We start from the raw sequence: 22224 nt of genomic DNA, 5'->3' as shown, positions 1-22224 counted from the left end.
GCAATCACGTGAGGGCAGATGGACAAGCTCAGCGGCATGTTGGCCTTTGTCAAAACGGCGGAACTTGGCAGCTTTGTGGCGGCAGGACGGGCGCTCGCGATATCCGCGTCTGCCGTGGGCAAGGGCGTGGCGCGGCTGGAGCAGGAGGTGGGTGTGCGACTCTTGCAGCGCAGTACCCGGCGCATCCAGCTCACGGCAGAGGGACATCTGTTTCACGAACGCTGTCGGCGCATCCTGGATGACCTGGACGATGCGCAGGCCATGCTGTCCTTGTCGCGCGAGGCCCCCCGTGGGCGGCTGCGGGTGAGCGCGCCCATCGTGGGGTACCACTTCCTGATCCCCCTGGTGCCGGAGTTTCTGACCCGCCACCCAGAGGTGGAACTGGACATCAATTTCAGCGACCGCGCGGTCGATCTGATCGACGAGGGCATTGACGTGGCCATCCGCAGCGGTGACCTGCGCGACTCCCGCCTTGTCTCGCGCCCGTTGCAGGCCTTCCGGCTGCTGTTATGCGCAGCCCCGGCCTACCTGACGCGCCATGGCACGCCTGCGGCCATGCGCGATCTGGAACAGCACGCCTGCGTGCGGTTTCGCCATCCGGACTCCGGCAAGCTGCTCGATTGGCCTTGGCGCGAGGGCGTGGCCAGCGCCGAGCCGCGCCTGCGCACCGTACTTGCCTGCAACAACATCGAGGCGGTTCTGGGCGCCACGTTGCGCGGGCTCGGGATTGCCTGTCTGCCCGACTTTCTGGTGCGTGATGCCCTGGCCGATGGCCGGTTGGTCAGTGTGCTGGAGCAGGACATGGGCCCCAGCCGCCAGTTCCGCGCGCTGTGGCCATCCAGCAGGCATTTGTCCCCCAAGGTGCGTGTATTTGTGGACCACCTGGGGGCGCGGCTGTCCGGCCCGCCATAATCGCCCTCAGATACACAACTACTCCGAGGGAATGCACATGAAGGGCCATATCGCTGCCATTGTTCTGGTCGTACTGGGCGTGTTTTTTCTGCTGACCAATCTGGGGCTGATCAGCATCAGCCTGCGCGAGCTGCTGCGGGTGTGGTGGCCGGTGGCGCTGATCGCGGTGGGCCTGGCGCTGTTCTTCACACCGGGCGACAAGAAGAAGTAGCCCTGGCGCAAAGACCCAGGCAAAGGCCTGGGCTCAGCGCTCGCCGTGCCCGCTGTGCGGCGTCACAAACGCCGGGTCGCTGCCAAAGAAACCCCGGAACAAATTGCGCGCAATGCCGTGTGCCGCTACCTGCAGGTCGTGCGCCACCTCGGGGGCAAACAGGCGGCTGGTGTGCTGCTGCCACAGCCCCACCCAGGCGGCAAAGTGGGCGGGAGTCACGCCCTCCAGCGCCATGTGTTTGCCAAACACGTCGCCCTTGAAGCTGCGCGTGCCCAGTGCCACCGTGCTCCAGAAGTCCACGAGCCGCTGCAGGTGGGCGTCCCACTGGCCGTGCAAGGCCTTTTCAAACACGGGCCCCAGCAGCGGGTCCTGGCGCACATCGCCGTAAAAGCCATGCACCAGCTGCGTGATGCTTTCCACGCTGGGTGGTGCCTGTGCCCCAAGACCCTCGGGTGAAGTGGTTTGCAGGTTCATGCCTGCAGTGTGCCCCCGCCGCTGCACGCGCAGCCTGACGGACCGCAACCTTGCGACGAGGGCGCTGCGCCGGCTTCGAACGCCGGGAACAGCACGTTGTTCTCCAGGTGGATGTGGTTGATGAGGTCATCGCCCAGCTGGGCAATGCCTGCATACAGCGCGCGCCAGGTGTTGCACGCGCCTTGCGGGGGCGTTGCGTCGTTGGTCAGGGCGTTGAGCTTGTCTAACGCTTCGCCGTGGTCCACGTGTTCGGCGCGCATCATGCCGATGGGCTGGCCCACAAAGGGGTTGCCGCCGCTCTTGAGCATGGGGAACAGCACCTGCTCTTCCTTGAGCATGTGCGAGAGCAGCTCTTCGTGCATGGTTTCCAGGTGGTCGGCCAGTCCGGCGGGCACATGGGGGTTGTCGCGGTGCACGGCCTCCACGCGGCGGGCCATGCGGATCAGCTCGGGCAGCTGCTGGCGGTGCACCTCGTGGTAGCGCGCCAGGATGTGGTCGATCAGTGCGCTGGGCGATGCGGCTTCGGGCACGGCGTCGCTGCGTTGCAGGGCCGCCAGCTCGGCCAGCACGGCGTTCGCGTCCAGCCCCTTGTCGGCCGCCGCCTTCGCCAGGCTCACCTGGCCGCCGCAGCAAAAGTCGAGCTTGAGCCGCCGAAAAACCGCCGTGGCACCGGGCAGTTGCACCGCGATCTGGCCGATCTGCTGGTCGGCGCTGAGCGGGGCGGGGTGGGCGGAGGCAGCTTCCAGATGGTCAACACGGGCATTCATGGCAGGTCCTTTTAAAGATTCATTTAATGTGAATATTTTATTCAATAAAATTCGTCCTGCATACCTCTTTCAATTGACCTGCGGCAAAACCATGCGCCTGACCCAATGGACCGACTACACGCTGCGCGTGCTCATGTACTGCGCAGCCACCGAAGGCCGCGAGCAACCTGTAACGATCATCGAGGTGGCCGAGGGCTACGGCATCTCGCGCAGCCACTTGATGAAGATCGTGCAGCAGCTGGCCGCCCAGGGGCTGCTGGAGACCACGCGCGGGCGGGGCGGTGGCATGCGGCTGATGGTGCCGGCGTCGGCCATCAACATCGGCGCCGTGGTGCGTGCCACCGAGACCGACTTCAACCTGGTGGAATGTTTTGATCCCGGCACCAACCAGTGCCGCCTGAGCAACCACTGTCGCCTCAAGGGCGTGCTGTGGCAGGCCATGCAGGCCTACCTGGCGGTGCTGGACAGCGTGACGTTGGCCGACCTGATGGCACCGGCCGCTGCGGGTGGGTCAGCTGCACGCGCCCTGCTGCCCACGGTGGCGCTGCCCCGGGGCGGCAGCGCCATGCGCAAGCGAGCACCCGTGGCCGGGTTGCCCTCCAAAGCCGAAAATATTGAATAAAATGGCCCATTGCGCTCGATAGATATCGAGTTTTTGCTATCAAATTGATAGTATATCCGACCCTCGCATGCCTCCGACTGCAAATGCCTGCCGGTAGCGCGCCGGAGTCAGGCCCACATGGCGTGCAAATTCGCGTGTGAAGTGGGGCTGGTCGGAAAAACCGCACGCAAACCCGATTTCTGCGAGGCCATGCGGGCTCTCCAGCAGCCATTGCGCGGCCACGCGAGCGCGGGCCTCGGTCACGATGTGGCGGCAGCTCAGGCCGCTGTCGGTCAGCGCCCGCTGCAGGCTGCGGCGGGCCAGGCCGGTGTGCCGGGCCAGTGCATCCACCGTGTGCTGCGCGGCCGGGTCGTGCAGCACATGGCGCGCCAGCTGGTGCGCCAGCGGCGGCCAGGGCAGGGCATCGCACAGATGGGTGGCGGGCTTGGGCTGCTGAGTGGAGGTTGTGGGTGCGTTGCTGTCGTGAGGTTCCCAGTGCAAGGTCCAATGGCCTAGCAACCTTCGCGCGGCCAGCGGTGCCAGTTGCGCGTGCAGTTCCGCCGGGGTGGCGACAGGGGCTTCCATCCGCAGGTTCACGCGGTGGCCTGCGGCCTCGGGCGCGCCGATCTCCACCCGCACCCCGCGCACGCCCAGGGCCTGGCTGGCACCCACCAGCACGCCCAGCACGGCCAGGCTTTCGGTGGGGTGGGGTTCTTCCGGCACACCGGGGCGCGCGTGGTGGCGCAGTGCCAGCGTGCCCGGGGCGCTGGCGGTGACGCTGACCTGGTGGCGCGAATGCACATATCGCTCCAGCCGCTGCCAGCGCGCCAGTAGCTCTGGCGGGTGGGTGGCGCCCAGCAGCGCACGGTGCACCGGGTCGCCCGCCAGCAGGTCCACCCGCTGCGCCAGCTGCAGCAGTGTGCCCAGGCCGCCCTGATGCAGCACGGCTTCGACCACGCTGCGTTTGTAGGCCAGGGGCACGTGGCTCGCGGCCAGCCCGTCGGCACCCGGTGGGGGCGGTGGCGGCACCAGCCCGTGCGCAGCCATGGCGCGCACCAGCAGGCGGACCATGGCGGCGCTGGCAAAGTCTTGCATGGGCGGATTGTGCCGTTGGTGCTGCCCCGCTAGGGATGTCCTGCATAACCCGCGCGAGTCGGTGGTAGTGCGGATCGGGATGGGCCGCAAGGCGTCTTTTCGCAGCCAATAGCCCGGCTATTGGCAAGAAAAGCAACGCAGCGGATCGCCCGAGGCCGCGCTATCACGGACCGCAGGGAGTTATGCAGGACATCCCTAGTCCCGCGTGCTCAAGGCCTGCAGCACATCCGCGCTGCGCACCGGCAGGCGGGCAAAACGCACGCCGGTGGCGTCGCGCAGCGCGTTGGTGATCGCTCCAGCCCCGGCCACCATGGCGGTTTCTCCGGCACCGGTGGGCGGCGCGCTGCTGTCGATCAGGTGCACATGCAGCGGCGGCACGTCGCCCATGCGTGGCAGCGGGTAGTCGGCAAAGCTGGCAGCGGCCACGCCCGAGCGGGCCACGGGCAGTTGCTCGTGCAGCACCATGCCCAGGCACCACACGAGGTTGCCCTCGGTCTGCGCGCGCACGCCGTCAGGCTGCAGCACCAGGCCGCAGTCGTGCGCGCACCACAGCGCCGTTACGCGCACCTGGCCGGTGGCGCGTTGCACCTCCACGTCGGCCACGGCGGCGGCGTAGCTCACGCCCTTATAGATACCGCCTGCGATGCCGCGCCCGCGCAAGGTGGTGGCGTCGCTGGCGGGGCGCTCTGACCATCTGGATTCTGCAGCGGCACTGCGCAGCACCTGCGCCAGGCGTGCATCGGTGGTGTGCTGCAGGCGCCAGTCCAGCGGGTCGGCCCCAACGTGGCGCGCGCATTCGTCCATGGTGCTCTCCACCACGAGGGTGTTGGGCCCCGCACCCAGGCCGCGCCAGGGGCCTGTGTGCACGGGCAGGCGCTGGGCGGTGAACTCGATGCGCTGCTGGGGCACGTCGTACGGCATTTGTGCGCCGCGCGCCACGCCGCTGTCGCCCGCCAGGTCGGCCAGGGTTTGCATCCACACCGGCATGGCGGCGGGTGTGAACAGGATGTGGCTGCTGGCCAGCGCATGCCACCAGTGGGTGATGCGCCCGCCTTGCACGCGGGCCCGCACACGGTGGCTGGAGGGCGGGCGCTGGAAGCCCTGGGCAAACTCCTGCGCGCGGCTCCATTGCACCTTGACGGGTGCCCCTGCAGCCTGGGCGAGCACGGCGGCCTCCAGCTCCACCGTGCACAGCGTGCGGCCGCCAAAGCCGCCGCCGATGCGGCAGGCCTGCACCTCGATACGTTCGGCATCCAGGCCCAGCTGGCGAGCGAGCACGTCGCGCATGTAGAACAGGTCTTGGGTGCCCGCCCATACCTTCAGGGCGATGCCTTGGTCTGCGTCGGCCAGCCAGTGCGCCGTTGCGCTGAGCGGCTCTATGGGCGCGTGGGCGGCCAGGGGCACGTCCATGCGCAGGTCCAGCGTCCATGCTGTGTCTGTGGGCAGGTCGTCCTTGCGCAGCCGGTGCTGCAGCGCGCCCCGGCGCAGGTGGGTGTCGATGTCGATGCGCTCGTCGATGGCGGCCTGCTCGAATGCGCTGCCATCTTCCACCTGCCATTGCACGGCCAGCGCGGCCTCGATGCGGTCGAGCGCCGAGGGCGTGCGCGCCGCGATGCCCAGGCCCAGGCTGCCCATCCGCGCGAGGCGCGGGTGCTGCACCACGGCCACGCAGGCTGGGTCGGCGCGGGCGGCCGTCTCATCCCACGCTTGCGGGCGTGAGGTGATTTCGGCCGACATCGGTGCGCGCAGCACGCGGCCATAGAGCAGGCCGGGCAGGCGCGTGTCGCCCGCAAACAGCGGCCGGCCGGTGACGAGGGCGTGCAGCTGGCCCGGCGCCGCCGCAGCTTCTTTGGCGGCCCCCGTGCGCGCCTGCAGGCTGCGCAGCGCGCTGGCCGGGATGTCGCGCGGGGCCAGCGTTCCCGTGGTCTGGCCTTGCGCCAGGGCCTCGCGCAGCGTGGCGCAGGCGCGGGCCAGGGGCAGGGCAAAGTCCTGCACGCTGGCGCTGCCCACGGTGGCGCGCACGCGGGCGATGTGGCGGGTGCTGGGCAGTTGCAGGTGTACTTGTGCAGGCGGCACGCCCAGCTCGGCAGCGGCCAGGCCCTGCATGGCGGCGCTGATCTGCTGGCCCATTTCGGCGCTGGGCAGCCACAGGGTGTAGCGGCCGTTTTCGTGCCGTATCCAGCCCAGCGCGTCATCGGCGGTGGAAGTGGGGCGCTTGGGGATCACTGGCACCAGGCTGCAGCCCGCCAGCGTGACGGTGAGTACCCCGGCGCCTGCCGCTGCCAAAAACTGGCGGCGCTTCATGGTTTGGTTCCCCCGGCTGCTTGGTGGATGGCTGCGCGCACGCGGTGCTGGGTGCCGCAGCGGCACAGGTGGGCCGACATGGCGGCGTCGATCTGCGCATCGCTGGGGCGGGGTGTGGCGCGCAGCAAGGCCACGGCGCCCATGATCTGGCCGCTCTGGCAGTAGCCGCACTGGGGCACGCGCAGGTCCAGCCAGGCCTGTTGCACGGGGTGCAGCGTCCCGTCGGGCGCCGCCAGCCCCTCGATGGTGGTGATGGAGCGCCCTTGCAGCCCGCGCGCCGTCTGCAGGCAGGCGCGCTGCGCTACGCCGTCGATGAGCACGGTGCAGGCTCCACATTGGCCCATGCCGCAGCCAAAGCGGGTGCCCGTGAGGCCCAGGGGCTCGCGCAGCAGCCAAAGCAGGGGTTCGTCCTCCCAGCCGGGTGGTACGGGCTGGGGCTGTTGGTTCAGGGTGATGTGCATGCGGGCCTCCGTGGGTGGTACGGGGCCAGTGTGCAAAGGCGGAGGCGGTTGGTCTTGAAGATCTGCGCCAAACAGATCAGAGCGGTAACTTTGGCGTCGGGCCGGGGATTTGAATGAAAATGGCCTCCAGCGCTTGTCCATCAAGCGCTAGAGGCTATCATTTTGGAAGCATTGCACTCCACTGCGGCACGGTCTGCGCCCACCACAGCCGCAGGCGCATGGCCCATTCGGGTGTGTAGCCCGAGGTGGCGAACCGCACCTGGCCGTGCGCGTCGATGACCACCAGCGCGGGCACGGAACGCACGCCCCAGCTGCGCGACAGGGTGGCCTGCGGGTCCACCGCCGTGGGCCACGGCATGCCGCGCTGGCGTTGCACCTGGGCCACCCGCTCGGCGTTGCCCGACTGCATGGCGACGCCCAGCAGGGGCCAGTCGGTGGACAGGCTGGCGATGCTGGGCTCTTCGAGCTTGCAGACTGCACACCATTCGGCCCAGAAGTGCACGGCCACGGCCTGACCGGGGTGCTGGGCGCGCCACTGGGCCAGGGTGGTGGGGGCGGTGGCGCCAGCGCTGGGGGCCATCACCAGCGCCACATCGGGCGCAGGGCCCTGGGGCAGGTCGCGCGTGCGCCAGGTGTCCACCGCCACGATGGCGATCCAGGCGAGCGCGAGGGTGGCCAGGTGCTGCTTCCAGCCCCGGCGCAGGGCCTGTGCTGCGCGGGTGATGCGGACTTTCAGCATGACTGGAGGGCGATACCGTCGTTGATCAGCGCAGCACTTCGAGCAGCCGGTCGAGCCCGCCCTGGTTGATGGCCACCTTGGCCTGCGCGCGCACGGCGGGCTTGGCGTGGTAGGCCACCGACAGGCCCGCCGCGCCCATCATGGGCAGGTCATTGGCGCCATCGCCCACGGCAATCGCCTGCTGGGGCGAGATGCCCATGAGCGAAGCCACTTCCAGCAACGTGCGGCGCTTTTCGGCGCCATCACAGATGTCGCCCCAGGCCTGGTCCACCATGCGGCCGGTGAGTTGGCCATCTTGCACTTCGAGCATGTTGGAGCGGGCGAAATCAATGCCCAGCCCGGCCTTCACGCGGTCGGCAAAAAAGGTGAAGCCGCCGGAGACCAGCAGCGTGGTGAGGCCCGCCGCCTTGGCGGCGGTGATCAGCTCTTGGGCGCCAGGGTTGAAGCGCAGGCGCTCTGTGAACACCTGTTCCATATGCTGCACCGTCACGCCCTTGAGCAGGGCCACGCGCTGGCGCAGGCTTTCCTTGTAGTCGGTGATCACGCCTTGCATGGCCGCTTCGGTGATGGCGGCCACCTCGGCCTTGCGGCCTGCGGCGTCGGCGATTTCGTCCACGCACTCGATGTTGATGAGGGTGGAGTCCATGTCAAACGCGATGAGCTTGTAGCTCGACAGGGACAGGGGGGCTTCAATGCCCTGGACAACAAGGCCGGGCGCGAATTCGGTAGCGTGGGTCATGGCAGAACGTGGGAGTCGATTTTTTGGGGGAGCACAACCTGCAATGGTATCGCCCGCGCCTGCGTACTCGATAGCCCCAAACCGTATCGCCCCGCAGGGCATAAATTCCGCGGCTCGCGGCCGAGAGCGGTTGCTTCCAGCTCTTGGGTTTGCCTTGGATGCGGACGATGTGCAGTACGGGCCCATGGGCGCATATGATTTCTGCACAACATGCACTGAGGGTACTGACGATGGCCATGCACAGAGACGGCAACGCGGGAGAGAAAGTCTCCGCGACATGGATCAACCGCAGGCAGGCCACGGCCGTACTGCTGGCCAGCGCGGCGGTGCCTTTTACCCCAGCGGGAGCGCAGGATGCAGCGGCCCCCGCATCACCTGCCGCATCCCCCGCTGCATCGGCTGCCGAAGCCCCTCTCGCCGCTATCTGGCCTGCTGACGACTGGGCAGAAAGCACGCCCGAGGCGCAGGGCATGGACTCCGCAGCGCTGGCCAAGCTCGTCGACTTTGGCGCAGCGCAGGGCATGGACAGCCTGCTCGTCACCCGACACGGCAGCCTGGTGGCCGAGGCCTTCTATGCCCCGTACCGCGAGGGGCTCAAGCATGCCGTCAACTCCACCACCAAGGGTGTCGTCGCCACGCTCACCGGCATGGCCATCCAGGACGGGCTGATCGCCTCGCGCGATGCGCCCGTGCTCGACTTCTTTGCTGACCGCAAGGTCGCCAACGCCGATGCCTCCAAGAAGGCCATGACTGTGGGCCACCTGCTGGACATGACCTCGGGCCTGAACTGGATCGAGCCGCTCAGCGACGCCGTGCCCGAGACCATGCTGCAGCTGACCCGCACGCGCGACTGGCAGGGCTTTGTGCTCGACCGGCCCATGGCCCAGGCGCCCGGCACGGGCTTCAACTACAACAGTGGCAACACCCATCTGCTCTCGGCCATCCTGGCGCTCAAGACCGGCGGCAGCACCCTGGCCTATGCGCAAAAACGCCTGTTCGGCCCCCTGGGCATCACCGACGTCCGCTGGCGCAAGGACCCGCAGGGCCTGGAGGTTGGCGGCTGGGGCTTGTACCTGCACCCGCGCGACATGGCGCGCATCGGCTACCTCTACCTGCGCAAGGGCCAGTGGAACGGCCGCCAGCTGCTGCCCGCCGCCTGGGTGGAGCAGGTCTTCAATCCCGTGGTGGACATGGGCTTTGGCACCAGCAACGGTGCGCCCGCCTTCAAGTACGCCAACGGCTGGTGGAGCATCCCGTCCAAGCGCGCGTACTTCACGGCCGGCTTCAACCGCCAGCTCATCGTGGTGCTGCCCGACCTCGACGTGGTCGTCGCCGTGACCGGCCGGCGCCACTACCCGCTGACCCTGTTCATCGACCACATCACCGCCGCCGTGCGCTCGCGCGAGCCCCTGCCTGCTGACGCTGCCGGGCAGGACCATCTGGCCGCCCGTATCCGCGACGCCGGGGTGGAAAAGCCCAGCGCCATCCCCGCCACCACGCCCGAACTGGCCGCCACCGTTTCGCGCAAGGCCTGGCTGCTGGAGCGCAACGGCATGGGCATCCAGCGCCTGGTGCTGGATCTCACGCCTGCTAACCCGCGCTATGAGGTCACCTTCGACAGCAGCCGCCCCGATTTGCCGCGCGAGCCGGTTACCGGCCCGCTGGGCCTGGACGGCAAGTACCGCACCGTGCAGCAGGGACCCCATGCGGTCATCGCCATCAAGGGCCACTGGCTTGATGCGCAGACCTTTCAGCTCATCTCGCGCTCGGTGGCGGATGGCGAGGTCACCGTGGTCACGCTGAAATTCGAGGACGGCGGGAAGGCGGTGAATGTGGGGCTGGAGAACAACTGGGGGTTCAGGGTACAGGTGCGGGGGCGCGGGGAGTAGCGTTTCGGCTTTGCGCGACCATCGGCAATGAAGCTACCAGGTTCAGCGCCACGGTGACCAGCCCGGTGGCCAGGTTCTTTCATGATCAGGGCTGGATGGTCGCGTTTCCCGAGCGCCGGGGGCTCGGCGTGCCCCGGTTGATATTGGCGCTCTCGGCCGCATGTTGATGGTTGTCAGGTAGCCTTGGGCTTCCACTTCCCAGCACCAGCAGGTGCCCTCGCTACCAAGACCCGCTACCGATAGACCACCGATGAAGACCATTGACGAAATGCTGCACCTGGACTTGCTCACCGCCGAGCAGCACGTTGACATCAGCGCATGGATTGCGCAGTCAGCCTCTCCCGAAGAAATACTGCAGATGCCTGCGCCCCTGTGGCAGGCCCTGGAGCGCGCCAGCAAAGTGATGGGCATCGACGAGGACCTTTTGCGACCACCGTCGTTCGATGCGGACAGTCTGGCGCTGGGCTAAGAACCTGTTCAAGATCTTTTCAGGGTCGCACGAGTACCTTGCCGGGATGGGATGCAAGGCGCGGGGTGCAGCCAATAGCCCGGCTATTGGCAAGCGCCGCAACGCCGCGGACCGCCCGGCAAGGCACTTGCCCGAAGGGTTGGAGTGAAATCGGGTGATTGGACGCCCCGGCTGCTTGCATGGGCACGAGCCCATGCGGCGCATCCGAAGCTTCCACTCATCCCGATTGCACTCCAATGCGATCCCCGAAAAGATTTTGAACAGGTTCTAAGACGCTTGTGCCGCTGGCGGCAAGCTTGGCTTGGGTGTCCGGGTCGAAAAGGGCGGCATGCACTGCGCGCTGGAGTTTGGCGGCAACGGGCCGTGGACCATGGCAGAACGTGGGAGCGGTTTTTTAAGGGCTACAGCCCGCAATCGCATCGCCTCCTCGGCTTCCCCGTGCCGGGCTACGGCGCTCAGACCGTGCGGGCCGGATCAGCGCGAAGGCGGCAGGCTCTTGCCGTTGCCCGTGCGCCCGGCGGTGGCGGGGTTGGGCGTAGGTGGTTCGTTCATCTTGACCAGGAACATGCGCAGGAAAAACGCGGCCATGCACAGCATGAACCCGATGCCAATGATGCTCATCAGCCCGTAGTCGGTAGAGAAAAGATCGTTCAGCAGCTTCATGGTGGGGCACTCCTTGTTGGTGTGATGTCCACTATCGCGCTGCAAAGGCGGATACCCCTTGCGCTGTGTCAACCATCGCTGCAGCAGCCGAGGCTCAGTCCGGCCGGGGCAAGTACAGCCGGTCCGACCATGTGGCCAGCCACTCGGGCTTGAAGGCCACAAAAATCGCCGCGAGCATGCCGGTGACAAACCCATCGCCCCAGGCCATCAGCCAGCGCGCCACCAGCGACAGCTCATCGCCCACGCCGGGCAGCAGGTGGCCGCTCCACTGCGACAGGACGCCCGCTGCAAACACACAGACCACGGTGCCCAGAAACGCACGGCCCAGCACATAGACAAACGGTTTGGTGCCCGTGTAGCGCCGCAGCAGCGCACCCAGGCCCAGCCCCAGCGTGGCGGGCACCACGCCCAGCCACACCGTGGCACCCAGCGCATCGGCCCAGGCCATCGCTGGGGAGATCAGGCAGGCCACGATGCCCACGCCCATCAGCACCGGGATCGCCAGCGGCCAGCCCAGCATCAGCACCACCAGGCAGGCGCCCGACCATTGCAGCTGCAGCGGCATGGCGTGCAGTGTGGGCAGGGCCCACAGCCAGGGCAGGAAGACCAGCGTGGCGAGCAGTGGCGTCCACAGCGCAGACGGCGCGCCCTGCGTCTCGTGTGCCAGAGGCTTGCGGTTGGCCAGCATGCGCCAGGGACGGGCCGCCAGAGCGGTAACCAGAGCGACGAGGGCGAGGGCGGCTTCCAGCCACATGGTTCTGTTCGCTATGCTATTAATAGCTACTAGCGCTTTCCAGATAAGCGCTAGAGGCCAATTTCATTAAAAATCAAGCAACCACCAGTGGCTGCCCCAGGCTGCGCAAGATGTCCCGCACCATCTGTGCCCGGTCCTTGGGTTCTTTCAGCTCGCGCTCGATGCGCAGCTTCTCGTTGCCCGCCAGCTTGATGTGCTTGTTTTTCTGGATCAGCTCGATGATGCGCATCGGGTCGATGGGCGGCTGGGGCTTGAAGGTGATGTTGATGACGCCAGGGGCCGCATCCACCTTGACCACGCCGTAGGGCTGGCTCAGCACGCGCAGGCGGTGCACGTCGATGAGGGTCTGGGCCTGCGGCGGCAGCTTGCCGAATCGGTCCACGATCTCTTCGAGCAGGCCGTCGATCTGGTCGGGGTTCTTGGCCGTGGCCAGCTTCTTGTAGAACGACAGGCGCAGGTGCACGTCGCCGCAGTAGTCGTCGGGCAGCAGGGCGGGGGCGTGCAGGTTGATGTCGGTGGTGACGGACAGGGGGCTGAGCAGGTCCGGCTCCTTGCCGGCCTTGAGCGCCTTGACGGCTTCGTTGAGCATCTCGTTGTACAGCTGAAAGCCCACCTCCAGCATGTTGCCGCTCTGGTTCTCGCCCAGCACCTCGCCCGCGCCGCGGATCTCCAGGTCGTGCATGGCCAGGTAGAAGCCGCTGCCCAGTTCTTCCATCTGCTGGATGGCTTCAAGCCGCTGCTGCGCTTGCTTGGTCAGTCCTTCCACGTCGGGCACCATGAGGTAGGCGTACGCCTGGTGGTGGCTTCGGCCCACGCGCCCGCGCAGCTGGTGCAGCTGCGCCAGGCCGAACTTGTCGGCGCGGCTCATGATGATGGTGTTGGCGGTGGGCACGTCGATCCCGGTCTCGATAATGGTCGAGCACAGGAGGATGTTGTAGCGCTGGGCCACGAAGTCGCGCATCACGCGCTCCAGTTCGCGCTCGGGCATCTGGCCGTGGGCCACGGCGATGCGGGCCTCGGGCAGTATCTCTTCGAGCTTCTGGCGGCGGTTCTCGATGGTCTCCACCTCGTTGTGCAGGAAGTAGACCTGGCCGCCGCGCTTGAGTTCGCGCAGCACGGCCTCGCGGATCACGCCCGTGCCCTCGTTGCGCACAAAGGTCTTGATCGCCAGGCGTCGCTGCGGCGCGGTGGCGATGACCGAGAGGTCGCGCAGCCCTTCGAGCGCCATGCCCAGCGTGCGGGGGATGGGCGTGGCCGTGAGCGTGAGCACGTCCACCTCGGCGCGCAGGGCCTTCATCTGCTCCTTGTGGCGCACGCCGAAGCGGTGCTCCTCGTCGATGATCAAGAGGCCCAGGTTGTGGAACTTGGTGGATTCACTGAGCAGCTTGTGCGTGCCCACCACGATGTCCACCGTGCCGTCGCCGATGCCCTTGATGGCCGAGGTGATCTCCTTGCCGGAACGGAATCGCGAGACCTCGGCCACCTTCACCGGCCATTTGCTGAAGCGGTCCACCAGCGTCTGGTAGTGCTGCTCGGCCAGCAGCGTGGTGGGCGCAAGAAAGGCCACCTGCTTGCCGCCTGTGACGGCCACAAAGGCCGCGCGCAGCGCCACCTCGGTCTTGCCAAAGCCCACGTCGCCGCAGACCAGGCGGTCCATGGGGCGGGGGCTGATCATGTCCTGGATCACGGCGTGGATGGCGGCGTTCTGGTCGGCCGTCTCCTCGAAGCCGAAGTCGTTGGCAAAGGTCTCGTAGTCCTGCGGGCTGTAGCGGAAGGCGTGGCCTTCGCGCGCGGCGCGGCGGGCGTAGATGTTGAGCAGCTCGGCCGCGCTGTCGCGCACCTGCTCGGCGGCCTTGCGCTTGGCCTTTTCCCACTGGCCGCTGCCCAGCTTGTGCAGCGGCGCTTCGTCGGCGCTCACGCCGGTGTAGCGGCTGATCAGCTGCAGCTGGCTCACGGGCACGTAGAGCACGGCCTTGTCGGCGTATTCCAGGTGCAGAAACTCCTGCATGGCGGGCGTGCCGTCGGGGTTCTTGTTGCCCACGTCCATGTTGACCAGGCCGCGGTAGCGGCCGATGCCGTGCGCGCTGTGCACCACGGGGTCACCTACGTTGAGCTCGGCCAGGTCCTTGATCAGCGCCTCGACGTCGCTCACCTGCTCCTGCTTCTTGCGCCGGCGCGTGGTGGGGCCGGCGGCGAAGAGCTCGGTCTCGGTGACGAAGTCGATGCCGTCCTCGATCCAGCTGAAGCCCACGGTGAGGCCTGCGGTGGCAATGCCCACCTTTTCGTCGGCCGTGCCCTGGAATTCGGCCAGCGAGTCGAAGGCCGGTGGGTTCACCCCGCTGGCGCGCAGAAAGTCGAGCAGGCTCTCGCGCCGGCCATCGCTCTCAGCCAGTAGCAGCACGCGGTGTTGCGTGTTGCGGATGTGGGCGTGCAGACGGGCCAGCGGGTCCTCGGCACCACGCACCACCGACAGGTCGCCGAGCTTGTGGAAGTGCGGGTTGTCGGCAATGTCCTCCACGCCGGGGCGGATGGACAGCTGCGCATGCTCCTTGGCGCGCGTGTAGAACTGGTCGGCCGACAGGAACAGCGCCTCGGGTGGCAGCACCGGGCGCTCGGGGTCGCCCTGCACCAGGCGGAAGCGGTCTTTCGTGTCCTGCCAGAAGCGCTGGAAGGCGGGCTCCAGGTCGCCGTGCAGCACCACGGTGGCTTCGCCGCCCAGGTAGTCGAACACGGTGGCGGTGTCGTCGAAGAACAGCGGCAGGTAGTACTCGATGCCGGCGGTGGCCACGCCGGCGCCCATGTCCTTGTAGATGCGGCTCTTGGTCGGGTCGCCCTCAAGCATTTCGCGCCAGCGGCTGCGGAACTTGGCGCGCGCCTCGTCGTCCATGGGGAACTCGCGGCCGGGCAGCAGGCGAACCTCGGGCACGGGGTACAGGCTGCGCTGGCTGTCGGGATCGAAGGTGCGGATGCTGTCGATCTCGTTGTCGAACAGATCCACGCGGTAGGGCACCAGCGAGCCCATGGGGAACAGGTCGATCAGCCCGCCGCGCACCGCGTATTCGCCAGGGCTGACCACCTGGGACACGTGGCTGTAGCCTGCCAGCGTGAGCTGGGCCTTGAACTTGGCTTCATCGAGCTTTTGCTTGACCTTGAAGTGGAAGGTATAGCCCGCCAGGAAGGAGGGCGGCGCGAGGCGGTACAGCGCTGTGGTGGCAGGCACCAGCACCACGTCGGCTTCACCCTGGGAGATGCGCCACAGCGTGGCCAGCCGCTCGCTGATCAGGTCCTGGTGCGGCGAGAAGGTGTCGTAGGGCAGCGTCTCCCAGTCCGGGAACAGCGCGCAGCGCAGGCCCGGCGCAAAAAAGGCCATCTCGTCGATGAGCCGCTGCGCATCGGTGGCGTCGGCCGTGACGATGGCGGTGGTGCGGCCCCCTGCCTTGTCACGTTCGGCCAGACGGGCCAGTAGAAGGGAATCGGCGCTGCCCACGGGGCGGGGCAGGGTGAAACGTTTTCCGGGGGAGAGTTTGGGCAGTTCCATGCGGACGGTGTCGTCTGGGCCCACCGCATCCCCAGGGGCGCGAAACACGCACGGGCTGGATCGGAGGGCAACGGAGGATTTTAGAATGAGCGCTTCATGATTGCTCCCTTGCTCCAACCCCCGCTCGCCCCTTTGTCTGCCCATGGGCGATTCTGGGCGCTGGTGCCCTGTGCCGGAATGGGCTTGCGGGCTGTTGCGGCGGGCGCTGCTGCCCCCGCGTCCGCCTCCGGCAATGCTGCGCCATCGACCTCGACCGTGGCTGCGTTTTCGGCTGTGGAAGTTGCGGCGCCCCCGCCCACAGCCCCTTTGCCCAAGCAGTACCACCTGGTGGCGGGCCAACCGATGGTGCTGCACACGCTCGCGGCCTTTGCCGGTGTAGGGCGGCTGCTGGGCACCCTGGTCGCGGTGGCCCCCGGGGACCGGTTTTTGGACACGCATGCGCACCCCACCTTTTTTGTGGTGGAGTGTGGCGGCCCTACGCGGGCCGATACGGTGCTGGGCGGCCTCAAGGCGCTGCTGGAACGGGGCGCGCAGCCGGATGACTGGGTGCTGGTGCACGATGCCGCGCGTTGCCTGGTCACGTCCGAGCAGATCGACTCCCTCATCGACCAGTGCGCTGGCGACAGTGTCGGGGGCCTGCTGGCGCACAAGCTGGCCGACACGCTCAAGACCTCCATCGACGGCCCCGGCGGCGTGCGTGTGGCCTCCACGGTGGATCGCAGCGACAAGTGGCTGGCCCAGACGCCGCAGATGTTCCGCATCGGCCCCCTCATGGATGCCATCGACAAGGTGGGTTCCAACGTGACCGACGAGGCCAGCGCCATGGAGGCCATGGGCCTGCACCCGCGCCTGGTGCCAGGTGGGGCGCAGAACTTCAAGGTCACCTACCCGGACGATTTTGCGCTGGCGGCGGCCGTACTGGCTGCGCGTGCGCACGGCACGACGCTGGAGCGTTTTGGGGGCGACCGTGGCCAGGTGACCACCGCACCGGGCAAAAAGAATCTGTTCTAGAACCGTTTCCTTCAGTGCTTTAACCCCGGCCTCACGGCGCCGTGGATGAGTGCGGCGGGGGCGCAAGGCAATACAACGCCGCAAGGCAAGCAACAACAAAGGCAAGCGGATGAATTTCAGGATTGGTGAAGGTTGGGACGTGCACGCCCTGGTGCCCGGTCGTCGGCTGGTGATTGGTGGCGTGGACATTGCCCACCCCACGGGGCTGCTGGGCCACTCGGACGCCGATGTGCTGCTGCACGCCATCACCGATGCGCTGCTGGGCGCAGCTGCCCTGGGCGACATTGGCAGCCATTTCCCCGACACCGACGCTGCCTTTCGCGGTGCCGACTCCGGCGTGTTGCTGGCCGAAGCAGCGCGGCGCGTGCGTGCGGCGGGCTACGAGATCGGCAACATCGACAGCACCGTGATCGCGCAAGCTCCGCGACTGGCGGCGCACATTCCCGGCATGCGTGCCGCCATTGCACGGGCCGTGGGCATCGCTGAGGGGCAAGTCAATGTGAAAGCCAAGACGGCCGAGCGCCTGGGGCCCGTGGGGCAGGGGCTGGCGATGGAAGCTCGGGCGGCGGCGCTGATCTATGCGTCCTGAATTTTTGCGCCGACCGGCCCGGGCGGCATTGTCTGTTCGTAGCCTGCGCGGCATCCCCCGTCCGGGGGGATGCCTGTCTTGCCCGCGCTGCGAGGAGTGTGGGGCCTGAACCACCAGGAGAGGGCCACACACTTCGCAATCCGGTATCCAGAGCAAAAAGAGCGTTGGGGGCTGCGCTGGGCCCCATGGTTCTGCCGCGCTTGCCGCGCGACTTCACTCCATCGTGATCTGGGATGTCGTCACGATATCGCGGTACAGCTTCGCCTGCGGTTTGATGAATGTCTTGAATTCAGGACCGTTCAAGGGGGCGACCGTAATGCCTGCTTCCTGCAGCTTCTGCCGCAGCTCGGATTGCGCAAGCGCTTCCTGCAGTGCCTTGTCGGCGGCGTTCACAGTCGCGGCGGGCGTGCCCGCCTTCATGAAGAGGCCTTGCCACAATGGCAGTGCCATGCCGGAGAACCCCTCCTCCTCTCCAATGCGCTTGACGTCAGGCAGCTGCTGCACCCGTGCGGTGTCGGAGACCGACAGCGCTCTGATCTTGCCGTCCTTGAGAAATGGCATGGCCGTGGAGAGCACCAACATGGCGCTGTCCACCTGTCCGCCGACCAGGTCGTTGGTGATGTGGGTGCCACCTCGGTAGGGCACGTGCAGCATGGACACCTTCGCCTGCTTGTTGATCAGCGCGCCGTACAGGTGCTGCATCGTCCCGATGCCTGGCGTGGCGAAGTTGATGCTGTCCTTGCCACCCTTGCGCAGCGCGGCGACAAGATCTTGCAGGTTGGCGTAGGGAGACGCCTTGCGCACGGCAAAGATCATCGGGACGGTGGTCATGCGCCCCACCGGAATGAAATCATTCTCCCAGTCGAGCTTGACCTTGGGGTTGACCATGGGCACGACCACTGTGTCGGTGCCTCCCATGTAGATCAGACTGCCATCGGCCGGTCCGTTGAGCACCCGCTGTGCGGCCAGCATGCCGCTGGCGCCCGCCACGTTCTCGATGATGACGGTACGGCCTAGGCGCTTGCCCAGCTCGGTCGCAACAATGCGCGCGACAAGATCTGCGCTTCCGCCAGCGGAATAGCCCACGATCAGTGAGATGGGTTTGGTATTTCCGCTGTCGCTCTGCGCCTGCGCGGTGTGCGTGATAAGAGTGCCCGTGCTCAGAACTGTCATCGCGGCGGCCTGACGGAGGAGTTGTCTGCGTTGCATATGGTGACTCCTGTTCAGAACGTGTGCTTCACGCCAAAGTCGATGGCTGTGGTGCGTGTGAGGCCGTCGCGCTTGGCGGTGCCGAGGTTGGTGTAGAGCAATGTGCGTTTGCTCAGGTCGTACTGAAGACCAGCGCCGATCATCTGCGAATCGAGTTGGGTGGCGGGTTTCAGGTGCCCAACCATGAGGTAGGTACGACCAAAACTCAGCGGCACCATGGCCGACACGCTGTAGGCCGTGGCATCGCCATTGACCCCGCCTTTGGCGCGGCTGTAGCTGGCCTTGGTGTGAACCATGCCGAAGTCGTACCCGCCTGCCACCAGAGCCAGGTGGGTGCTGGAGTCAAGCCGATCGAACGCAGCGCCCACCCATACAGGCCCGTTCTTGTACTGCAGGTTGCCCGAGGTGGCGTTGCTGCGCACTCCTTCGCCAAAAGCGCCTGCAATCTCCATGCTCACGCCAGAGATCACGGGCGATTTGTAGCCTACGGCGTTTGCCCAACGGATGTTGGATGCTTCTGCGGGAGCCGCCACTGGCGTGTAGTTGGCATAGGTGTAGGCAGAGCCCAACTGGCTCACGTAGCTCCAATAGGTGGGGTCTGCGTTGAGAGCCACTGTGTAGGCAGCCGAGTATTCGCGCCCCGCATACACCTCGCCCCACTGCTTGCTGCCTACTGCCACCACCGAGCGGCCCAGCCAGTAGATGCTGGGATTGCTTGGCGCGCCCGTGTCAGCGGCAAAGCGGTGCTCGATCTGAAAGCGCGAGTAGAGACCGCCGCCCATGTCCTCGCGGCCCATGAACCCCAGGCGCGACGTGTTGCCGGCCTTCATGGTCCAGACCCGCGGCGCCACGCCGCGCCCGGGTAGCAGGGCGCCGGGGGTTGTGCCCCCATTGGCACGGGCCAGGCCCTGGTCGACGATGCCATAAATGGTCAGCGAGGACTGGGCCTGCGCTGTACCGCAGGCCCCGAGGCTGGCCAAGGCGACGCACACAAGTGCGGAGTAGGGCGCTGAAGAGGTTGGGCAAGCCGTGCTTGCCAGGAAATGCCGTGTCATGGATTTGTCTCCGTGGATTGTGGTTTGGCGGTTGCATGTGAATTGTATGTATTGAATTTTCTTAATGCAATACAATGCAATCAGTGGGTGGTCGCAAATTCGCTGGCACTTGGCGTTTGGAATGCGGCTTGCCCTCGATGGACAACGCAATACAACACAATCTACGGATATACCCGTAGTTGTATGGATGGAGCACACATGGCGATCGGTATGTTCGAATCTTTCATCACGGGTCACTGGTTCAGTGCACCTGCCAAGGCCATCTGGAGCGATTCGGCCACTCTGCAGGCCTGGCTGGACGTGGAGGCGGCCTTGGCCCACGCCCAGGCCGGGCTGGGCGTGATACCTGCCGAAGTGGCACCGGTGATCGCTGCCCATGCTCGGGCAGAACTGTTCGACCTGCCGCATTTGGCAAAGGCCATCGCTTTCGCACAACACCCGCTGGTGCCAGTGCTCCACCGGTTCGAGGAGCTGTGCGGTGAGCCTGCGGCTGGCTTCATCCACTGGGGCGCGACCACGCAGAACATCTTCGACACGGCCAGCGCACTGCAGATGGTGCGAACCCACAGGCTGCTGGCAGGGCACCTGGATGCCGCCATAGCAGCATTGGCCGCGCTGGCGTTGGAGCACCAGGCCACGCCCATGGCAGGTCGCACGCATGGCCAGCACGCGTTACCGATGACCCTGGGCTTCAAGATCGCGGGCTGGGTCGATGAACTGGACCGTGGCCGCCGTCGCCTTGCCGAGCGGCTTGCCTCCTCGTTTCCAGCCAGCATGGGGGGCGCCATCGGCACCTTTGCTGCCACCGGGCCGCTCGGGCCCGCAGTGCAGGCGCTGATGGCGCAGCAACTGGGCCTGCTGTCGGCCGACATGCCGCTGCGGTCGTCCTATGACCGGGCCAGCGACTATCTGGCCGCACTGGGCCTCCTGGCGGGCACGGCACAGAAGATCGCGCAGGACGTGGTCTTCCTGCAGCGCACCGAGGTCGGTGAAGTGGCGGAAGCCTTTCACATCGGGAAGGTGGGCAGTTCCACCATGGCGCAAAAGCGCAACCCTTCCTTGGCACTGCTGCTGGTCAGTCTGGCGCGCATGCTGCGTACGCGCACCCAGGCCGCGCTGGAGACCATGGTGCGCATGGACGAGGGTGACTCATCGGCCACCAACGTGGCCGATACGCTGCTGCCCGAGATCGCCATCATCGCCACCTCGGTGGCCGAGACGCTGGCGCGGCTGGCGCAAGGCCTGGCGGTCAACCCGCAGGCAATGTCCCGCAACCTCGCAATGACGCGGGGGTTGATCGCCTCTGAGGCTGTGATGATGCGGCTCACCCGCCTTATGGGCCGGCATGAGGCGCATCGCCTGCTCTACGCGGCGGCGCAGCGCTCGCAGTCTGAGGGCGTGCCTTTCATCGACGCGATCCGCGCACAGCCGCCGTTCAATGGCGGTGCCTTGCCGGATGACTTGCTGCAGGCGCTGGATGCACAAGCCTATGTCGGCGAATCGGCGCGGCTCGTGGTGGACACCGTGGCGCGCGTGGCACCCGGCTGCGTGGAGCCATAGCTACCGCGCAGGGGCTGCTACCGATGTGCCCGCACGGTGCGTGACCGGCGTCAGGTGCACGCCGTAGGGTGTCCCTGCGTCAGCCCAGCGCGCCGTGATGGCGCGGTGCAGGGCATCGACCTGGTCAGCCACGCTGCAACCGATCACCTCGAAAAAGTCCGCATGTTCGCTGGCCAGGTCCGTGCGGCCGAGCAATACCACGCTCAGCTGCGCGGGCACCGAAATCCCGCTGTGGGCCAGCAGGCGCTGGAAGAGGGCGCCATCCTCGATGCCCCAGGCCACCAGGGCTGTAAAGGGCAAAGCGCTCGCGCTGTCGGCGCCCTTCGCGCGGACCTGGATCTGTTCCACCAGTCGGGCGGTGTAGTCCTCGTGCGGCAGCATGTCCAGCGTGATTTCCTGCAGCACCACATCGGACAGCGTCGCTTGCAAATACTTAAAGCGCCGACGCCCGAGCTGAGTGGCCAGAAAGGGGTGCGAGGTGCATGCGTAGGCAATGCGCCGGTGGCCTTGCTCCATCAGCAGGGCAATGGCGGCTGCCAGCGGCTCGCCCCACTCGGTGCCCACGGCCTCGACGTCGGCACCCACCAGCGCCGCCCCGTCCACGGCCAGCACGTCGCACTTGTCGCGCAGAGCCGCCAGAAGGGCGATGGGAATGGCCTTGAAGGTGGATTGCACCACGCAGGCATCGAAGCGCGGCAGGCCCTTGAGCACCGTGAGCGCATGGTCCGGGTCGTTGTACGACAGCTCCAGCACCCGGTGCCCGTCGGCCGCCAGGCGGTGCTGCAGACTTTCGATCAGCACGCGCCCGCGCGCAATGCTGATGGAGCGGCGCAGCAGCAGCACCGATTTCACAGTGGAGGTGACTGCCGCAGGGGCTTTGGGATGCGGGATTTTGCTCGGTAAGGGACTCGTTTCAGTCGTCGTCACAGGTTGCGAACCTGCGCCCAGGAAGTAGGTGCCCCGACCCACCTGGGCATCAATCAGCCCCTTTTCCTTGAGGCCTTGGAAAGCCCGCTGAACCAGCATTTGCGATGCGCCAAAGCGCTTCATCAATTCGCGGATGGTGGGGAGTCGGTCGCCCGGGCGGGCTTCGTGGGCGAGTTGTTCCAGGAATTGCTCGAGATCTGGCGAGGGGCTGCTGCGCATGGTGTTCATACAATACACCACAAATTGAACGGTATTGG

The 22224-nt window shown here is 66.7% G+C and carries 21 protein-coding genes; 8 read left to right on the top strand and 13 right to left on the bottom strand.

The genetic code is table 11. The features are described 5' to 3' along the window. Positions 1 to 18 precede the first annotated feature (18 nt). Positions 19 to 912 (top strand): LysR family transcriptional regulator, encoded by an 894-nt coding sequence (locus ACODS0_RS12670; RefSeq protein ID WP_121419660.1) that lies wholly within the window; start codon positions 19 to 21, stop codon positions 910 to 912. Positions 913 to 949: 37 nt separating this feature from the next. Further along, positions 950 to 1123, top strand: a complete 174-nt coding sequence (locus ACODS0_RS12665) for a LiaI-LiaF-like domain-containing protein (protein ID WP_171012331.1) — start codon at positions 950 to 952, stop codon at positions 1121 to 1123. A 33-nt stretch (positions 1124 to 1156) separates the two neighbouring features. Here ACODS0_RS12665 and ACODS0_RS12660 read toward each other — a convergent pair whose 3' ends face one another. Together ACODS0_RS12660 and ytfE are read right to left on the bottom strand one after the other, a co-directional pair. After that, positions 1157 to 1597 carry a group III truncated hemoglobin gene (locus ACODS0_RS12660; protein WP_488835315.1) on the bottom strand — a complete coding sequence of 147 codons (441 nt, stop codon included), beginning with the start codon at positions 1595 to 1597 and terminating at the stop codon, positions 1157 to 1159. Continuing rightward, positions 1594 to 2364, bottom strand: coding sequence for an iron-sulfur cluster repair protein YtfE (ytfE, locus tag ACODS0_RS12655; protein WP_218299449.1), 771 nt, complete (start codon positions 2362 to 2364; stop codon positions 1594 to 1596). Before ytfE ends, ACODS0_RS12660 begins: the two co-directional genes overlap by 4 nt. Positions 2365 to 2455: 91 nt before the next feature. Here ytfE and ACODS0_RS12650 point away from each other — a divergent pair, with 91 nt between their 5' ends. After that, on the top strand, positions 2456 to 2986 hold the full coding sequence (locus tag ACODS0_RS12650; RefSeq protein ID WP_121506885.1) for an RrF2 family transcriptional regulator: 531 nt from the start codon (positions 2456 to 2458) through the stop codon (positions 2984 to 2986). 39 nt (positions 2987 to 3025) lie between these two features. Here ACODS0_RS12650 and ACODS0_RS12645 read toward each other — a convergent pair whose 3' ends face one another. From ACODS0_RS12645 to serB, 5 genes are all read right to left on the bottom strand, one after another. Beyond that, positions 3026 to 4060 carry a helix-turn-helix transcriptional regulator gene (locus ACODS0_RS12645; RefSeq protein WP_488835312.1) on the bottom strand — a complete coding sequence of 345 codons (1035 nt, stop codon included), beginning with the start codon at positions 4058 to 4060 and terminating at the stop codon, positions 3026 to 3028. 195 nt (positions 4061 to 4255) lie between these two features. Next, positions 4256 to 6364, bottom strand: a complete 2109-nt coding sequence (locus tag ACODS0_RS12640) for a xanthine dehydrogenase family protein molybdopterin-binding subunit (RefSeq protein WP_488835310.1) — start codon at positions 6362 to 6364, stop codon at positions 4256 to 4258. After that, positions 6361 to 6825, bottom strand: coding sequence for a (2Fe-2S)-binding protein (locus ACODS0_RS12635; protein ID WP_055402315.1), 465 nt, complete (start codon positions 6823 to 6825; stop codon positions 6361 to 6363). The genes ACODS0_RS12640 and ACODS0_RS12635 overlap by 4 nt, the downstream gene beginning before the upstream one ends. A 157-nt stretch (positions 6826 to 6982) precedes the next feature. Next, positions 6983 to 7564, bottom strand: a complete 582-nt coding sequence (locus tag ACODS0_RS12630) for a redoxin domain-containing protein (protein WP_488835308.1) — start codon at positions 7562 to 7564, stop codon at positions 6983 to 6985. A 25-nt stretch (positions 7565 to 7589) separates the two neighbouring features. Then, positions 7590 to 8303 (bottom strand): phosphoserine phosphatase SerB, encoded by a 714-nt coding sequence (serB, locus tag ACODS0_RS12625; RefSeq protein WP_488835306.1) that lies wholly within the window; start codon positions 8301 to 8303, stop codon positions 7590 to 7592. A gap of 230 nt (positions 8304 to 8533) precedes the next feature. On the opposite strand from serB, the gene ACODS0_RS12620 reads away from it, so the two are divergent. Together ACODS0_RS12620 and ACODS0_RS12615 are read left to right on the top strand one after the other, a co-directional pair. Next, positions 8534 to 10192, top strand: a complete 1659-nt coding sequence (locus ACODS0_RS12620) for a serine hydrolase domain-containing protein (RefSeq protein ID WP_488835305.1) — start codon at positions 8534 to 8536, stop codon at positions 10190 to 10192. Between the two features lie 250 nt (positions 10193 to 10442). Beyond that, positions 10443 to 10661 carry a hypothetical protein gene (locus tag ACODS0_RS12615; RefSeq protein WP_055400951.1) on the top strand — a complete coding sequence of 73 codons (219 nt, stop codon included), beginning with the start codon at positions 10443 to 10445 and terminating at the stop codon, positions 10659 to 10661. A 474-nt stretch (positions 10662 to 11135) separates the two neighbouring features. Here ACODS0_RS12615 and ACODS0_RS12610 read toward each other — a convergent pair whose 3' ends face one another. The 3 genes from ACODS0_RS12610 to mfd all read right to left on the bottom strand — a co-directional run bounded on the left by ACODS0_RS12610 (position 11136) and on the right by mfd (position 15616). Beyond that, the gene (locus ACODS0_RS12610; RefSeq protein WP_228894656.1) at positions 11136 to 11324 is read right to left on the bottom strand and encodes a DUF3149 domain-containing protein; all 189 of its coding nucleotides are present in this window, start codon (positions 11322 to 11324) and stop codon (positions 11136 to 11138) included. Positions 11325 to 11418: 94 nt separating this feature from the next. After that, positions 11419 to 12078 carry a hypothetical protein gene (locus tag ACODS0_RS12605; protein ID WP_228894658.1) on the bottom strand — a complete coding sequence of 220 codons (660 nt, stop codon included), beginning with the start codon at positions 12076 to 12078 and terminating at the stop codon, positions 11419 to 11421. 73 nt (positions 12079 to 12151) lie between these two features. After that, complete coding sequence (mfd, locus tag ACODS0_RS12600; RefSeq protein WP_488835302.1) at positions 12152 to 15616, bottom strand: transcription-repair coupling factor; 3465 nt, start codon at positions 15614 to 15616, stop codon at positions 12152 to 12154. 96 nt (positions 15617 to 15712) lie between these two features. Between mfd and ACODS0_RS12595 the strand changes: the two genes are divergently transcribed. After that, positions 15713 to 16627 carry an IspD/TarI family cytidylyltransferase gene (locus tag ACODS0_RS12595; RefSeq protein ID WP_228894664.1) on the top strand — a complete coding sequence of 305 codons (915 nt, stop codon included), beginning with the start codon at positions 15713 to 15715 and terminating at the stop codon, positions 16625 to 16627. Positions 16628 to 16736: 109 nt separating this feature from the next. Further along, on the top strand, positions 16737 to 17216 hold the full coding sequence (ispF, locus tag ACODS0_RS12590) for a 2-C-methyl-D-erythritol 2,4-cyclodiphosphate synthase (RefSeq protein ID WP_055393645.1): 480 nt from the start codon (positions 16737 to 16739) through the stop codon (positions 17214 to 17216). A 213-nt stretch (positions 17217 to 17429) separates the two neighbouring features. On the opposite strand, the gene ACODS0_RS12585 is transcribed toward ispF, so the two are convergent. Both ACODS0_RS12585 and ACODS0_RS12580 read right to left on the bottom strand, forming a co-directional pair. Beyond that, positions 17430 to 18425: a Bug family tripartite tricarboxylate transporter substrate binding protein gene (locus ACODS0_RS12585; RefSeq protein WP_431152614.1), complete on the bottom strand. Its 996-nt coding sequence runs from the start codon at positions 18423 to 18425 to the stop codon at positions 17430 to 17432. Positions 18426 to 18439: 14 nt separating this feature from the next. Further along, positions 18440 to 19480, bottom strand: a complete 1041-nt coding sequence (locus ACODS0_RS12580) for a porin (protein WP_488835299.1) — start codon at positions 19478 to 19480, stop codon at positions 18440 to 18442. 210 nt (positions 19481 to 19690) lie between these two features. Here ACODS0_RS12580 and ACODS0_RS12575 point away from each other — a divergent pair, with 210 nt between their 5' ends. Further along, positions 19691 to 21040 (top strand): class-II fumarase/aspartase family protein, encoded by a 1350-nt coding sequence (locus ACODS0_RS12575; protein ID WP_488835297.1) that lies wholly within the window; start codon positions 19691 to 19693, stop codon positions 21038 to 21040. On the opposite strand, the gene ACODS0_RS12570 is transcribed toward ACODS0_RS12575, so the two are convergent. Further along, positions 21041 to 22195, bottom strand: coding sequence for a GntR family transcriptional regulator (locus tag ACODS0_RS12570; RefSeq protein WP_488835294.1), 1155 nt, complete (start codon positions 22193 to 22195; stop codon positions 21041 to 21043). Positions 22196 to 22224 lie beyond the last annotated feature (29 nt).

Source organism: Acidovorax sp. FG60, assembly GCF_057808995.1.
This window is presented reverse-complemented; position numbering and strand designations above follow the sequence as displayed.

Coding starts and splice junctions, on each gene's coding strand:
- ACODS0_RS12670 (WP_121419660.1), top strand. CDS start 19: ATGGACAAGCTCAGCGGCATGTTGGCCTTTGTCAAAACGGCGGAACTT.
- ACODS0_RS12665 (WP_171012331.1), top strand. CDS start 950: ATGAAGGGCCATATCGCTGCCATTGTTCTGGTCGTACTGGGCGTGTTT.
- ACODS0_RS12660 (WP_488835315.1), bottom strand. CDS start 1,597: ATGAACCTGCAAACCACTTCACCCGAGGGTCTTGGGGCACAGGCACCA.
- ytfE (WP_218299449.1), bottom strand. CDS start 2,364: ATGAATGCCCGTGTTGACCATCTGGAAGCTGCCTCCGCCCACCCCGCC.
- ACODS0_RS12650 (WP_121506885.1), top strand. CDS start 2,456: ATGCGCCTGACCCAATGGACCGACTACACGCTGCGCGTGCTCATGTAC.
- ACODS0_RS12645 (WP_488835312.1), bottom strand. CDS start 4,060: ATGCAAGACTTTGCCAGCGCCGCCATGGTCCGCCTGCTGGTGCGCGCC.
- ACODS0_RS12640 (WP_488835310.1), bottom strand. CDS start 6,364: ATGAAGCGCCGCCAGTTTTTGGCAGCGGCAGGCGCCGGGGTACTCACC.
- ACODS0_RS12635 (WP_055402315.1), bottom strand. CDS start 6,825: ATGCACATCACCCTGAACCAACAGCCCCAGCCCGTACCACCCGGCTGG.
- ACODS0_RS12630 (WP_488835308.1), bottom strand. CDS start 7,564: ATGCTGAAAGTCCGCATCACCCGCGCAGCACAGGCCCTGCGCCGGGGC.
- serB (WP_488835306.1), bottom strand. CDS start 8,303: ATGACCCACGCTACCGAATTCGCGCCCGGCCTTGTTGTCCAGGGCATT.
- ACODS0_RS12620 (WP_488835305.1), top strand. CDS start 8,534: ATGGCCATGCACAGAGACGGCAACGCGGGAGAGAAAGTCTCCGCGACA.
- ACODS0_RS12615 (WP_055400951.1), top strand. CDS start 10,443: ATGAAGACCATTGACGAAATGCTGCACCTGGACTTGCTCACCGCCGAG.
- ACODS0_RS12610 (WP_228894656.1), bottom strand. CDS start 11,324: ATGAAGCTGCTGAACGATCTTTTCTCTACCGACTACGGGCTGATGAGC.
- ACODS0_RS12605 (WP_228894658.1), bottom strand. CDS start 12,078: ATGTGGCTGGAAGCCGCCCTCGCCCTCGTCGCTCTGGTTACCGCTCTG.
- mfd (WP_488835302.1), bottom strand. CDS start 15,616: ATGGAACTGCCCAAACTCTCCCCCGGAAAACGTTTCACCCTGCCCCGC.
- ACODS0_RS12595 (WP_228894664.1), top strand. CDS start 15,713: ATGATTGCTCCCTTGCTCCAACCCCCGCTCGCCCCTTTGTCTGCCCAT.
- ispF (WP_055393645.1), top strand. CDS start 16,737: ATGAATTTCAGGATTGGTGAAGGTTGGGACGTGCACGCCCTGGTGCCC.
- ACODS0_RS12585 (WP_431152614.1), bottom strand. CDS start 18,425: ATGCAACGCAGACAACTCCTCCGTCAGGCCGCCGCGATGACAGTTCTG.
- ACODS0_RS12580 (WP_488835299.1), bottom strand. CDS start 19,480: ATGACACGGCATTTCCTGGCAAGCACGGCTTGCCCAACCTCTTCAGCG.
- ACODS0_RS12575 (WP_488835297.1), top strand. CDS start 19,691: ATGTTCGAATCTTTCATCACGGGTCACTGGTTCAGTGCACCTGCCAAG.
- ACODS0_RS12570 (WP_488835294.1), bottom strand. CDS start 22,195: ATGAACACCATGCGCAGCAGCCCCTCGCCAGATCTCGAGCAATTCCTG.